The following is a 12,463-nucleotide window of genomic DNA, read 5'->3' as shown; positions in this document are numbered from 1 at the left end:
CTGCGTCATCCCGGGAAATCAGTATCGTAGGGGCGTGGCATGCCGCGCCCGGGTTGCAGCATCAGGCGTTCATAATCGACTCTAATTCTTCCTGCGATTCCAGCCATTCCATTTCACACTCTTCCAGCCCTGATTTTGCCGTTGCCTGCTGTTGCAGGGCTGCGGTGAGGTCGGCTTTGCGGCTCTGCTCGTAAATGGCGCTGTCTGACAGTTTACTTTCCGCATCGGCCAGCTGGGCGTTGTACTTCTCCATCTGCTTCTCCAGTTTCTCAATCTGCTTACGCAGTGGCTGAGTCTGGGTGCGCAGTTCGGCGTCGCGGCGCTTTTGATCTTTACGGGCCTGAGCGCTGTTGGCGCTGTCGGCTTTCGGGGCGGTCTCTGCGCTGGTCTGACGCTGGAGGTCAGTCAACCACTGCTGGTAATCTTCCAGGTCCCCTTCGAAGGCTTCAACTTTGCCATCGTGCACCAGGTAGAGATCGTCGGTAGTGGAGCGCAACAGGTGGCGATCATGCGATACAACGACCAGTGCGCCTTCGAAATCGATCAGCGCTTCGGTCAATGCCTGGCGCATATCGAGGTCAAGGTGGTTCGTCGGTTCATCCAGCAGCAGCAGGTTCGGGCGCTGCCAGACCACTAAGGCCAGCACCAGACGCGCTTTCTCGCCGCCGGAGAAACGGCGTGTTTCTTCCGTGACTTTATCGCCCTGGAAACCAAAGCCGCCAAGATAGTCGCGCAGCTGTTGTTCCAGCACTTTCGGGGCCAGACGCACCAGGTGCTGAATCGGGGACTCATCGGCGCGCAGAAACTCCAGCTGATGCTGGGCAAAGTAACCGAGCTTGATGCCTTTCGACAGCCCGATATCCCCTTCCAGCGGGGCCAGCTCACCGGCCAACAGCTTGATCAGCGTTGATTTACCCGCGCCGTTACGGCCCAGCAGACCAATACGCGAGCCGGGCACCAGGTTGAGTTTGATCGAGTTAAGGATTTTTCTGTCGCCATAGCCCGCGCTGACTTTTTCCATTTTCAACAGTGGGTTCGGCAGGCTTTCAGGCTCGCGGAAGCTGAAGGTAAACGGGTTATCAACGTGAGCCGGGGCGATCAGCTCCATACGTTCCAGCGTTTTGATACGGCTCTGCGCCTGTTTTGCCTTACTGGCTTTGGCCTTAAAGCGATCGATAAAGCTTTGCAGGTGCGCCACTTTTTGCTGCTGATGTTCAAACATCGACTGCTGCTGTGAGAGCTTGGTTGCGCGCTGAATTTCGAACGAGCTGTAGTTACCGGTGTACTCGAAGATGGACTGCTGCTCGATGTGCAGGATTTTGTCGACCACCGGGTCAAGGAAGTCCCGGTCGTGCGAGATCAGGATCAGTGTGCCGGTGTAGCTTTTCAGCCAGCGTTCCAGCCAGATCACCGCATCAAGATCGAGGTGGTTAGTCGGTTCATCCAGCAGCAGCAGGTCAGAGCGGCAGATCAGCGCCTGCGCAAGGTTGAGGCGCATACGCCAGCCGCCAGAGAAATCACTCACCGGACGCTGTAATTGCTCCTGGCTGAAACCGAGGCCATCCAGCAGGCTGGCGGCGCGTGACTGAATGGTCCAGGCCTGAACCGCATCCAGCTTGCCGTGCAGCGTGGCGATGGCATGACCATCGTTAATCTCATTCGCATGGGCTAATTCAGACTCAAGCTGACGAAATTCGCGGTCACCATCGATAACATACTCAATGGCCGGAACGTCCAGCGCTGGCGTTTCCTGATTGACCCACGCCAGTGACCAGTTACCCGGGTAACTGAAGCTGCCGGCATCGGCGCTTATCTCGTTTTTCAGCAGGGCCAGCAGCGTTGATTTGCCACAGCCGTTTTTGCCGACCAGGCCGACTTTCTGACCGGGGTTGATCGTGGCTGTTGCGTTGTCCAGCAGTACGCGGACACCGCGACGAATTTGTAACGAGGAGAATACAATCATAAGCGCCGTAAGTTCAGAGTATGTTAAATTACACCATCATAATCAGTTTTTCGGAATCAAGTAGTTCCGTTGCGTCGAGCATGGTAGCGGAAATATCCCGCCATGACGACGATTTGGAGGGGAATGATGTCGCAGCCGCCTAAAGTCCTGCTGTTGTACGCCCATCCGGAGTCTCAGGATTCGATTGCTAATCGCGTTTTGTTGCAGCCGGCGCGTCATTTTGAGCATGTGACGGTGCATGACCTGTACGCACACTATCCGGATTTTTTTATTGATATTCACCGTGAGCAGCAGCTGCTGCGTGAACACGATATCATCGTTTTTCAACATCCCCTTTACACTTACAGTTGCCCTGCATTGCTGAAAGAGTGGCTGGACCGCGTACTGTCTCGCGGCTTCGCCAGTGGGCCAGGCGGCAATATGCTGGCAGGCAAATACTGGCGCAGCGTGATCACTACCGGTGAACCGGAAGCCGCCTACCATCAGGAAGGGCTGAACGGTTACCCGATGTCGGACATTATGCGCCCGTTCGAACTGACGGCGCAGATGTGCCGTATGCACTGGATGACGCCAATGATTATCTACTGGGCGCGTCGACAGTCCGCTGATGTGATGAATAATTATGCCCGTGCCTATGGCGACTGGTTGTCTAACCCGTTGCCACACGGAGGAGTGTAGATGGAAGGTCAAAGTCTTCTGACCGCTGGCGTGGTGTATCTGTTTGCGGCGGTTATTGCAGTGCCTATCGCTGCTCGTCTGGGGATTGGCGCGGTGCTGGGGTATTTGCTGGCGGGGATCGCTATCGGGCCCTGGGGGCTCGGTTTTATCAGCGATGTGGATGAGATCCTCCACTTCTCCGAGCTGGGTGTCGTGTTCCTGATGTTTATTATCGGCCTGGAGCTGAAACCCTCGAAATTGTGGGAGCTGCGGCGTTCGATATTTGGCGTCGGTGCGGCTCAGGTGATCCTCAGCGCGCTGGTGCTGGGGGGGCTGCTGTGGCTGACCGACTTCTCCTGGCAGGCGGCCACCATTGGCGGGATCGGCCTGGCGATGTCTTCAACGGCAATGGCGTTGCAGTTGATGCGCGACAAAGCGATGAACCGCAATGAGTCGGGGCAGCTTGGTTTTTCCGTGTTGCTGTTCCAGGACCTGGCGGTCATCCCGGCACTGGCGCTGGTGCCGCTGCTGGCGGGCGGCGACAGTGGTCATGCCGACTGGATGAAGGTTGGTATGAAAGTGCTGGCGTTTGGTGGAATGCTGGTCGGCGGGCGCTATCTGCTGCGGCCTATTTTCCGCTTTATTGCTGCTTCCGGTGTGCGCGAAGTGTTTACGGCGGCGGCGCTGCTGCTGGTACTCGGGTCGGCACTGTTTATGGATGCGCTCGGGCTGTCGATGGCGTTGGGTACCTTTATTGCGGGTATTCTGCTGGCGGAGAGTGAGTATCGCCACGAGCTGGAAATTGCTATCGATCCCTTTAAAGGATTGCTACTCGGATTGTTCTTTATCTCGGTTGGCATGGCGTTAAACCTCGGTGTGCTCTATACCCATATTGTTGAGATTCTGATTGGTGTCGTGACTCTGGTGGCGGTAAAAACGGCGGTGCTGTATCTGCTGTCGCGCATCTATGGACTGCGCAGCTCCGAGCGGTTGCAGTTTGCCGGGGTGCTCAGCCAGGGCGGGGAATTTGCCTTCGTGCTGTTCTCTGCGGCAGCGTCAGCGAAGCTGTTCAGTGGCGATCAGATGCCCTTGCTGCTGGTCACGGTCACGCTGTCGATGATGACCACTCCGCTGTTAATGCAGGGCGTGGATAAAATCCTTGCGCGCCGCTTTAATGAAGTGGATGACAGCCAGGAAAAACCGTTTGTTGAAGATGATAAGCCCCAGGTTATTGTGGTGGGGTTTGGTCGCTTCGGTCAGGTGGTGGCGCGCTTATTGATGGCCAATGAAAAGCGCATTACGGTGCTGGAACGTGATATCAGTGCGGTCAGCCTGATGCGTAAATATGGTTACAAAGTGTATTACGGTGATGCCACCGAACTGGAGTTATTACGCGCCGCAGGTGCAGAAACAGCGCAGTCGATCGTGATAACCTGCAACGGCCCGGAAGATGCGATGGAGATCGTTCATCTGTGCCAGCAACACTTCCCGCATTTGCAGATTCTGGCGCGTGCGCGTGGCCGTGTTGAGGCGCACGAACTGTTGCAGGCGGGGGTGACGCAGTTCTCCCGTGAAACCTTCAGCAGTGCGCTGGAACTGGGGCGTAAGGCACTGATGACGCTGGGTATGCATCCGCACCAGGCATTCCGCGCCCAGCAACATTTCCGCCGCCTGGATATGCGAATGTTGCGTGAGCTGATGCCGAATCATACCGACAGCCAGCAGATTTCAAGAGTGAAAGAGGCCAGGCGCGAGCTGGAAGATATCTTCCAGGCCGAGATGAGGCATGAGAAGCGTCAGTATGATGGCTGGGATGAGGCAGACTAATTTTTGGCTATCTTACCCGATATTTCGCTTCCGGGCAGTGCGCGCACTCCTCACGTACTCCAGTACGCTCCGGGTGCTGTGCGCTGGCCGTAATCGAACTCTCGTCGGCGATAACACCAAATTTCATACGGAATAAAACTATGCGTAAACGTTTTATCGCTGGTGCGACTTGCCCAAAGTGCCAGGCAAAAGACACTCTCGCCCTGTGGCGGGAAAATAATATCGATGTGGTGGAGTGCGTGAAATGCGGCCATCAGATGCGTGAAGCCGATAAACAGGCGCGTGAGCAGGTGCGTGAGAATGAGCAAGTGATCGGTGTTTTTCATCCTGAGTAACGCGAGGGTTCAGCTTTTTTTTCGTTGTTCCTTACAGCTGCATTGAAATTCGATACAATCATCGCCACTTAGAGCCACTAAGGCTGACATTCGCAGTCAATGAATCAGGGCTCAAGCTCTCAACGGTTAGGAGTAATCATGAAAGTAGCAAAAGACCTCGTGGTCAGCCTGGCATACCAGGTACGTACAGAAGACGGTGTGTTGGTTGATGAGTCTCCGGTGAGTGCACCGCTGGACTACCTGCACGGTCATGGTTCCCTGATCTCCGGGCTGGAAAAAGCGCTGGAAGATCATGTGGTCGGCGATAAGTTTGATGTGAATATCGAATCAAACGATGCGTACGGTGCCTACGACGACAATCTGGTACAACGCGTACCAAAAGACGTATTTATGGGTGTTGATGAACTGCAGGTTGGCATGCGCTTCCTGGCAGAAACCGACCAGGGTCCAGTACCGGTAGAAATTACCGAAGTGGAAGATGAGCACGTAGTGGTTGATGGTAACCACATGCTGGCGGGTCAGAACCTGAACTTCAACGTTGAAGTTATCGCTATTCGCGAAGCAACGGAAGAAGAGTTGGCTCATGGCCACGTTCACGGCGAAGACGGTCATCACCACGACCACGACCATGATCACGACCATGGTCAGGGCGGTTGCGGGACTGGCGGCTGCGGCTGCAGCCACTAATATTCCGTCGTCTTTCGTGATGTCGCTGCGTTGGCTACAACACGAAAGACTCAAGAATATCAGCGATAAAGGCCACCTTCGGGTGGCCTTTTTGCATTCTGTTAATAATGGGGAGGAGGGGTCTCTTCGGAAGGGTCCGCCAGCATCGATGGCGCGGCAGCTTTGAGTTTGTCGGTCAGCAGGCGCATCAGTTCACGCAGGCGAGCCATTTCCAGTTCGTGTTGCACCACCGTCAGATTCAGTTCATCGATGGTGTGCTCCTGGAACGCCAGCTTACTCTCCATTATCTCCAGCCGTTGCTCCAGCGGTGATTGTTGCATTCTGTTTCCTCTTGTTACTACCGGCCCGTCTTCCGGGCTCGCGAATTGTCCGATTCTAACGGTAAAATGCAGGCAGAAGTAAGAGTATTGGCGTAAATTGGCCGCCAGAGGTTGAAAAGGCGCGGAGTAGTCACCATCCCTTGTGTTGAAACTTTCGGATAATCACGCGGTCGGAAGTTAACTTCGAGTTTTTATGGCGAGATTGTGTTGTGATCTCGCCCCCGGTTATATTACAGGCCGCAGGTCTGCAAACGATTTCCGAGGTGAGATGCTTCGGTTTTGGAGAAATGGATGAAATCACTGTTTAAAGTCACAATGTTAGCTACCACTATGGCTGTTGCACTGAATGCTCCTCTGGTTATGGCTGCTGATGCTGTTCCGGTTAAGCCAACTGCACAGCAGCAGGCGCCAAAAAATGCCGCATTCAAAAATGACGACCAGCAGTCGGCTTATGCGCTGGGCGCGTCTTTGGGTCGCTACATGGAGAACTCCCTGAAGGAGCAGGAAAAACTGGGTATCGCACTGGATAAAGACCAGCTTATCGCAGGTGTGCAGGACGCGTTTGCCGGTAAGAGCAAGCTCTCTGACCAGGAAATTGAACAAACACTGCAATCTTTCGAAGGTCGTGTGAAAGGTGCAGCGCAGGCGAAGATGGAAAAAGACGCAAAAGAGAACACCACGAAAGGTGATGCTTATGCGACTAAATTCGCCAAAGAAAAAGGCGTGAAGAAAACCGAAACCGGTCTGCTCTACCAGGTAGAGAAAGAAGGCACGGGTGATGCACCAAAAGACAGCGACACGGTTGTTGTGAACTACAAAGGTACGCTGATTGACGGTACTGAGTTCGACAACTCTTACACCCGTGGTGAGCCACTGTCATTCCGTCTGGATGGTGTTATCCCAGGCTGGACCGAAGGTCTGAAGCACGTTAAAAAAGGTGGCAAGATCAAGCTGGTGATCCCACCGAATCTGGCCTATGGCAAAAATGGTGTTCCGGGCATCCCGGCTAACTCCACCCTGGTCTTTGATGTTGAACTGCTCGACATCAAACCAGCAGCGAAGGCGGATGATAACGCCGAGCAGGCCGCACCGGCCGAGGCTGACGCGAAAGCCAAGAAATAGTTTGATAATCGCCACCTTCGGGTGGCGTTTTTTTTGCTTTATCCACTGTTTCCTCACCTTCTTTGCGCCAGGTTGTATTTAACGACAAAGGTCGGGACACGGCTTTCCCATATTTGCTAGACTATCCCGCGCGCAATTAATAAGAATGAGTCTGCCCTGGCGCCGTGTGACAGGCTCTTGTCAAAGGGTGGTGTCGTTCATGTCTAATTCACTTTTCTCCGGTGATGTTGCGGATTCGGAGCTGCTGGAGCAGCACCCCTTTACGCCCGGTGATTTCGAAATTTTAAAATCTTACGAGTCCGTCGTTGATGGCCTCGCGATGCTGATTGGATCTCACTGTGAGATCGTCCTGCACTCACTGGAAGATCTGAAGTGTTCTGCGGTGCGCATCGCTAACGGTGAACATACAGGACGTAAAATCGGCTCGCCGATTACCGATCTCGCCCTGCGTATGCTGCACGATATGACGGGGGCGGACAGTAACGTTTCCAAAGCCTATTTTACCCGGGCGAAAAGCGGTGTGCTGATGAAGTCGGTGACGATTGCCATCCGCAATCGCGACCAGCGTGTGATTGGCCTGCTGTGCATCAACATGAACCTTGATGTGCCTTTCTCGCAGATCATGGCGACGTTTATGCCGCCAGAAACTCAGGAAGTGGCTTCCTCAGTGAACTTTGCCTCCTCGGTGGAAGACCTGGTGATGCAGACGCTGGAGTTTACGATTGAAGAAGTCAGTGCCGATCGTAACGTGTCTAATAATGCCAAAAATCGCCAGATTGTTCTCAATATGTATGAGAAGGGTATCTTCGATATCAAAGATGCCATCAATCAGGTGGCGGATCGCCTCAATATCTCCAAGCACACTGTCTATCTCTACATCCGCCAGTTTAAAAATGGCGATTTCCACGGGCAGGATAAGTAATGCGTTTCTGCCTGCTGGTTACCGGTCCAGCCTATGGCTCGCAGCAGGCCAGTAGCGCCTGGCTGTTTGCTAATGCGTTGCTGGAACAGGGACATACGCTTGACAGTGTTTTCTTCTATCGTGAAGGGGTACTGAATGCCAGCTTGCTCAATGCACCTGCCAGCGATGAATTCGACCTCACCCGTAACTGGCAATTATTGCAGCAGAAACAGGGCGTGGCGCTGAATATCTGTGTCGCTGCTGCCCTGCGTCGTGGCATTGTCGACCAGCAGGAAGCCACTAATCTGGGACTGCCAGTCGCCAATCTGGCTGACGGGTTTCAGCTTTCGGGATTAGGGGCGCTGGCTGAAGCTGCGTTGACCTGTGATCGTATGGTGCAGTTCTGATGGCACGTATTGCATTTGTCTTCACCCAGGGGCCGCATGGTTCCAGTGCGGGCCGTGAAGGGCTGGATGCAGTGTTAGCCACGTCTGCGCTCAGCGATGAGGTTGCCCTTTTTTTTGTCAGCGATGGTGTGCTGCAACTGACTCAAGGCCAACAGCCGCAGCGGATTTTGGCGCGCGACTACATCGCAACATTTGGTGTGTTGTCGTTGTATGACGTTGATCGCTGTTATCTGTGTGCGGCGGCGCTGGCCGATCGCGGTATAGCTTCTGATGCCGTGCGGGTGCTGAAGGCTGAAGTTCTGGCCCCGGATGCGCTTCGTTGCCTGCTAAATGATTACGATCGGGTGATGACCTTCTAGAGGAAACCATGCTGCATACCCTGATGACCTCGCCTTTTCACTGTGATCTGTCGGCCATGCTACGTCTGCTGGCTGACGGCGATGATGTTCTGCTGCTGCAGGATGGGGTTATCGCCGCCCTTGAGGGCAGTTCCGCCCTTGAAGCGCTGCTAAATGCCCCCATCTCTGTGTACGTTCTGCAGGAAGATCTTGATGCTCGCGGGCTTACTGCTCAAATTTCGACCAGGGTGACAACAGTAAGCTATACTGGTTTTGTTACGCTGGCGGTCAGGCATTCGCAACAAATAGCCTGGTAAGTGCGGTAATCCTGGTTATTTCTTGACTCTTTTTCAGACCAGCCCTAAAATTCTGCGGCCTCGTGATTCCGCGAGGCGATTTATTACCTGTTTACGAAGCAAAAGCTAAATCCCAGGAGCTATTTAATGGCAACAGTTAACCAGCTGGTTCGCAAACCACGCGTACGCAAAGTTGCAAAGAGCAACGTGCCTGCGCTGGAAGCCTGCCCGCAGAAACGTGGTGTATGTACTCGTGTATACACTACTACCCCTAAAAAACCGAACTCCGCACTGCGTAAAGTATGTCGTGTTCGTTTGACCAACGGTTTTGAAGTTACCTCCTACATCGGTGGTGAAGGTCATAACCTGCAGGAACACTCCGTGATCCTGATCCGTGGCGGTCGTGTAAAAGACTTGCCAGGTGTGCGTTACCACACCGTTCGTGGCGCGCTGGACTGCTCAGGTGTTAAAGACCGTAAGCAATCTCGCTCCAAGTACGGCGTGAAGAAGCCAAAGGCTTAATGGTTCTCCGTTAAGTAAGGCCAAACGTTTTATCTTAAATGTCATAATAAACTCGTAGAGTTTTGGACAATCCTGAATTAACAACGGAGTATTTCCATGCCACGTCGTCGCGTCATTGGTCAGCGTAAAATCCTGCCAGATCCTAAGTTCGGATCAGAATTGCTGGCCAAATTTGTAAATATCCTGATGGTAGATGGTAAAAAATCTACTGCTGAAACTATCGTTTATAACGCGCTGGAGACCCTGGCTCAGCGTTCTGGTAAAAACGAGCTGGAAGCATTCGAAGTAGCCCTGGACAACGTCCGCCCAACCGTGGAAGTTAAATCCCGTCGCGTTGGTGGTTCTACTTATCAGGTACCAGTTGAAGTCCGTCCGGTTCGTCGTAATGCTCTGGCAATGCGTTGGATCGTTGAAGCTGCTCGTAAACGCGGTGATAAATCTATGGCTCTGCGCCTGGCGAACGAACTTTCTGATGCTGCAGAAAACAAAGGCACTGCAGTGAAGAAACGTGAAGACGTTCACCGTATGGCCGAAGCCAACAAGGCGTTCGCTCACTACCGCTGGTAACAGCACTGTAGTTGTTATAAACCCAGCGGGCGTCCCAGTGACTCACCTGCTGGGCTTTTTTAACTTAGAACGTCTAAGAATCAGAGGAATCAAATGGCTCGTAAAACACCCATTGAGCGTTACCGTAACATTGGTATCAGCGCACACATCGACGCCGGTAAGACGACCACTACCGAACGTGTTCTGTTCTACACCGGTGTAAACCACAAAATCGGTGAAGTACATGACGGCGCAGCCACCATGGACTGGATGGAGCAGGAACAGGAACGTGGTATTACCATCACTTCCGCTGCGACCACCTGTTTCTGGTCTGGTATGGCTAAGCAGTTTGAGCCGCACCACGTAAACATCATCGACACCCCGGGACACGTTGACTTCACCATCGAAGTTGAGCGTTCTATGCGTGTGCTTGATGGCGCAGTAATGGTTTACTGTGCAGTTGGTGGCGTTCAGCCACAGTCTGAGACCGTATGGCGCCAGGCTAACAAATATAAAGTTCCACGCATTGCGTTCGTTAACAAAATGGACCGCATGGGTGCTAACTTCCTGAAAGTTGTTGAGCAGATGAAAGCGCGCTTGGGTGCAAACCCAGTGCCATTGCAGCTGGCCATCGGCGCAGAAGAGAAATTCACCGGTGTTGTTGACCTGGTGAAAATGAAAGCTATCAACTGGAACGATGCCGATCAGGGCGTCACCTTCGTTTACGAAGAGATCCCAGCTGATATGCAGGAACTGGCTGAAGAATGGCGTGCGAAGCTTGTTGAAGCCGCAGCTGAAGGTTCTGATGAGCTGATGGAGAAATTCTTTGGTGGCGAAGAGCTGACTGAAGAAGAGATCAAAACTTCTCTGCGTAAGCGCGTACTGAACAGCGAAATCATTCTGGTCACCTGTGGTTCTGCATTTAAGAACAAAGGTGTTCAGGCGATGCTGGATGCGGTTGTTGAATACCTGCCAGCACCGACTGACGTTACCGCGATTAACGGTATGTTAGACGACGGTAAAGACACTCCGGCTGTTCGTCACTCAGACGACAAAGAGCCGTTTGCTGCTCTGGCGTTCAAAATCGCTACCGACCCATTCGTGGGTAACTTGACCTTCTTCCGCGTCTACTCTGGCGTTGTGAACTCAGGCGATACCGTGTTCAACCCGGTTAAATCTGCTCGTGAGCGTCTGGGCCGTATCGTACAGATGCACGCCAACAAGCGTGAAGAGATCAAAGAAGTTCGTGCAGGCGACATCGCTGCAGCTATCGGTCTGAAAGACGTGACGACTGGTGACACCCTGTGTGACCCGGACAACGTGATCATTCTGGAGCGCATGGAGTTCCCTGAGCCAGTGATCTCGATCGCTGTTGAACCAAAAACCAAAGCTGACCAGGAAAAAATGGGTCTGGCTCTGGGTCGTTTGGCGAAAGAGGATCCATCATTCCGCGTATGGACTGATGAAGAAACTAACCAGACCATCATCGCTGGTATGGGTGAGCTGCACCTCGACATCATCGTTGACCGCATGAAGCGTGAATTCAACGTTGAAGCGAACGTGGGTAAACCTCAGGTTGCTTACCGTGAAGCAATTCGCGCGAAAGTTACCGATATCGAAGGTAAACACGCCAAGCAGTCTGGTGGTCGTGGTCAGTACGGTCATGTCATCATCGACATGTACCCACTGGAGCCGGGCGTTAACCCTAAAGGTTACGAGTTCGTCAACGATATCAAAGGCGGCGTGATTCCTGGTGAATACATCCCTGCTGTTGATAAAGGTATCCAGGAGCAGCTGAAATCAGGCCCGCTGGCTGGTTATCCGGTTGTTGATCTGGGTGTTCGTCTGCACTTTGGTTCATACCATGACGTTGACTCCTCAGAACTGGCGTTTAAACTGGCAGCTTCTATCGCGTTCAAAGACGGCTTTAAGAAAGCGAAGCCGGTACTGCTTGAACCAATCATGAAAGTTGAAGTTGAATCTCCAGAAGAGAACACCGGTGATGTTATCGGTGACTTGAGCAGACGTCGTGGCCAGCTGAAAGGTCAGGAATCAAACGCTACTGGCGTTCAGATTCATGCTGAAGTTCCGCTGTCTGAAATGTTTGGATACGCGACCCAGTTGCGTTCTCTGACTAAAGGCCGTGCTTCGTACTCCATGGAGTTCCTGAAGTATGATGATGCGCCGAACAACGTCGCTCAGGCCGTAATTGAAGCTCGTAGCAAATAAGCTACAGTTTAAATATTGATCCTATGCTCTCACCAAAGGGTGAGAGCATTAAAGTAAGGAATATCGTCGTGGCTAAAGAGAAATTTGAACGTTCCAAACCGCACGTCAACGTAGGTACTATCGGCCACGTTGACCACGGTAAAACTACCCTGACTGCTGCTATCACCACCGTTCTGGCTAAAACCTACGGCGGTTCTGCTCGTGCATTCGACCAGATTGATAACGCACCAGAAGAAAAAGCACGTGGTATCACCATCAACACTTCTCACGTTGAATATGACACCCCGAGCCGCCACTACGCGCACGTTGACTG

At 53.0% G+C, this 12,463-nt stretch carries 15 protein-coding genes; 13 read left to right on the top strand and 2 right to left on the bottom strand.

Annotated features, from left to right (window positions below; all coding sequences use genetic code 11):
* Window positions 1-61: 61 nt before the first annotated feature.
* Window positions 62-1,963, bottom strand: coding sequence for an ABC transporter ATP-binding protein (locus ACFL9S_RS23580; protein WP_405264299.1), 1,902 nt, complete (start codon window positions 1,961-1,963; stop codon window positions 62-64).
* Between the two features lie 126 nt (window positions 1,964-2,089).
* Here ACFL9S_RS23580 and kefG point away from each other — a divergent pair, with 126 nt between their 5' ends.
* The 4 genes from kefG (at window position 2,090) to slyD (ending at window position 5,469) form a co-directional block, all read left to right on the top strand.
* Complete coding sequence (gene kefG, locus ACFL9S_RS23575; protein WP_405264300.1) at window positions 2,090-2,641, top strand: glutathione-regulated potassium-efflux system ancillary protein KefG; 552 nt, start codon at window positions 2,090-2,092, stop codon at window positions 2,639-2,641.
* Window positions 2,642-4,447: a glutathione-regulated potassium-efflux system protein KefB gene (kefB, locus tag ACFL9S_RS23570; protein ID WP_405264298.1), complete on the top strand. Its 1,806-nt coding sequence runs from the start codon at window positions 2,642-2,644 to the stop codon at window positions 4,445-4,447. It begins immediately after the preceding gene.
* Between the two features lie 140 nt (window positions 4,448-4,587).
* Window positions 4,588-4,782 (top strand): YheV family putative zinc ribbon protein, encoded by a 195-nt coding sequence (locus tag ACFL9S_RS23565; protein ID WP_405264297.1) that lies wholly within the window; start codon window positions 4,588-4,590, stop codon window positions 4,780-4,782.
* Between the two features lie 138 nt (window positions 4,783-4,920).
* Window positions 4,921-5,469 carry a peptidylprolyl isomerase gene (slyD, locus tag ACFL9S_RS23560; RefSeq protein ID WP_133846694.1) on the top strand — a complete coding sequence of 183 codons (549 nt, stop codon included), beginning with the start codon at window positions 4,921-4,923 and terminating at the stop codon, window positions 5,467-5,469.
* A gap of 101 nt (window positions 5,470-5,570) precedes the next feature.
* Here slyD and ACFL9S_RS23555 read toward each other — a convergent pair whose 3' ends face one another.
* Complete coding sequence (locus ACFL9S_RS23555; RefSeq protein ID WP_405264296.1) at window positions 5,571-5,789, bottom strand: protein SlyX; 219 nt, start codon at window positions 5,787-5,789, stop codon at window positions 5,571-5,573.
* A gap of 291 nt (window positions 5,790-6,080) precedes the next feature.
* On the opposite strand from ACFL9S_RS23555, the gene fkpA reads away from it, so the two are divergent.
* The 9 genes from fkpA to ACFL9S_RS23510 form a co-directional block, all read left to right on the top strand.
* A complete protein-coding gene (fkpA, locus tag ACFL9S_RS23550; RefSeq protein WP_405264295.1) occupies window positions 6,081-6,911 on the top strand; it encodes an FKBP-type peptidyl-prolyl cis-trans isomerase in 831 nt (276 codons plus the stop codon).
* Window positions 6,912-7,110: 199 nt separating this feature from the next.
* Window positions 7,111-7,833, top strand: a complete 723-nt coding sequence (locus ACFL9S_RS23545) for a transcriptional regulator (protein ID WP_200644199.1) — start codon at window positions 7,111-7,113, stop codon at window positions 7,831-7,833.
* On the top strand, window positions 7,833-8,219 hold the full coding sequence (gene tusD, locus ACFL9S_RS23540; RefSeq protein ID WP_405264294.1) for a sulfurtransferase complex subunit TusD: 387 nt from the start codon (window positions 7,833-7,835) through the stop codon (window positions 8,217-8,219). The genes ACFL9S_RS23545 and tusD overlap by 1 nt, the downstream gene beginning before the upstream one ends.
* Window positions 8,219-8,578 (top strand): sulfurtransferase complex subunit TusC, encoded by a 360-nt coding sequence (gene tusC / locus ACFL9S_RS23535; protein ID WP_405264293.1) that lies wholly within the window; start codon window positions 8,219-8,221, stop codon window positions 8,576-8,578. Before tusD ends, tusC begins: the two co-directional genes overlap by 1 nt.
* An 8-nt stretch (window positions 8,579-8,586) precedes the next feature.
* On the top strand, window positions 8,587-8,874 hold the full coding sequence (tusB, locus tag ACFL9S_RS23530) for a sulfurtransferase complex subunit TusB (RefSeq protein ID WP_405264292.1): 288 nt from the start codon (window positions 8,587-8,589) through the stop codon (window positions 8,872-8,874).
* A gap of 126 nt (window positions 8,875-9,000) precedes the next feature.
* On the top strand, window positions 9,001-9,375 hold the full coding sequence (gene rpsL, locus ACFL9S_RS23525) for a 30S ribosomal protein S12 (RefSeq protein ID WP_006120575.1): 375 nt from the start codon (window positions 9,001-9,003) through the stop codon (window positions 9,373-9,375).
* A gap of 96 nt (window positions 9,376-9,471) precedes the next feature.
* On the top strand, window positions 9,472-9,942 hold the full coding sequence (gene rpsG, locus ACFL9S_RS23520; protein ID WP_004160604.1) for a 30S ribosomal protein S7: 471 nt from the start codon (window positions 9,472-9,474) through the stop codon (window positions 9,940-9,942).
* Between the two features lie 93 nt (window positions 9,943-10,035).
* Window positions 10,036-12,150, top strand: a complete 2,115-nt coding sequence (fusA, locus tag ACFL9S_RS23515; protein WP_405264291.1) for an elongation factor G — start codon at window positions 10,036-10,038, stop codon at window positions 12,148-12,150.
* A 68-nt stretch (window positions 12,151-12,218) separates the two neighbouring features.
* Window positions 12,219-12,463, top strand: a 245-nt coding sequence (locus ACFL9S_RS23510) for a GTP-binding protein (RefSeq protein WP_405264290.1), incomplete at its 3' end; no start/stop codon positions are given.

This window comes from Erwinia sp. AnSW2-5 (genome assembly GCF_045107195.1).
In the GTDB taxonomy this organism is placed as follows: domain Bacteria; phylum Pseudomonadota; class Gammaproteobacteria; order Enterobacterales; family Enterobacteriaceae; genus Erwinia.
Note: the sequence above shows the minus strand (reverse complement) of the source record. Positions and strands in the feature narration are given on the sequence as shown.

What these genes read in the sequence shown, in the direction of transcription:
- ACFL9S_RS23580 (WP_405264299.1), bottom strand. Translation starts at nt 1,963, where the DNA reads ATGATTGTATTCTCCTCGTTACAAATTCGTCGCGGTGTCCGCGTACTG.
- kefG (WP_405264300.1), top strand. Translation starts at nt 2,090, where the DNA reads ATGTCGCAGCCGCCTAAAGTCCTGCTGTTGTACGCCCATCCGGAGTCT.
- kefB (WP_405264298.1), top strand. Translation starts at nt 2,642, where the DNA reads ATGGAAGGTCAAAGTCTTCTGACCGCTGGCGTGGTGTATCTGTTTGCG.
- ACFL9S_RS23565 (WP_405264297.1), top strand. Translation starts at nt 4,588, where the DNA reads ATGCGTAAACGTTTTATCGCTGGTGCGACTTGCCCAAAGTGCCAGGCA.
- slyD (WP_133846694.1), top strand. Translation starts at nt 4,921, where the DNA reads ATGAAAGTAGCAAAAGACCTCGTGGTCAGCCTGGCATACCAGGTACGT.
- ACFL9S_RS23555 (WP_405264296.1), bottom strand. Translation starts at nt 5,789, where the DNA reads ATGCAACAATCACCGCTGGAGCAACGGCTGGAGATAATGGAGAGTAAG.
- fkpA (WP_405264295.1), top strand. Translation starts at nt 6,081, where the DNA reads ATGAAATCACTGTTTAAAGTCACAATGTTAGCTACCACTATGGCTGTT.
- ACFL9S_RS23545 (WP_200644199.1), top strand. Translation starts at nt 7,111, where the DNA reads ATGTCTAATTCACTTTTCTCCGGTGATGTTGCGGATTCGGAGCTGCTG.
- tusD (WP_405264294.1), top strand. Translation starts at nt 7,833, where the DNA reads ATGCGTTTCTGCCTGCTGGTTACCGGTCCAGCCTATGGCTCGCAGCAG.
- tusC (WP_405264293.1), top strand. Translation starts at nt 8,219, where the DNA reads ATGGCACGTATTGCATTTGTCTTCACCCAGGGGCCGCATGGTTCCAGT.
- tusB (WP_405264292.1), top strand. Translation starts at nt 8,587, where the DNA reads ATGCTGCATACCCTGATGACCTCGCCTTTTCACTGTGATCTGTCGGCC.
- rpsL (WP_006120575.1), top strand. Translation starts at nt 9,001, where the DNA reads ATGGCAACAGTTAACCAGCTGGTTCGCAAACCACGCGTACGCAAAGTT.
- rpsG (WP_004160604.1), top strand. Translation starts at nt 9,472, where the DNA reads ATGCCACGTCGTCGCGTCATTGGTCAGCGTAAAATCCTGCCAGATCCT.
- fusA (WP_405264291.1), top strand. Translation starts at nt 10,036, where the DNA reads ATGGCTCGTAAAACACCCATTGAGCGTTACCGTAACATTGGTATCAGC.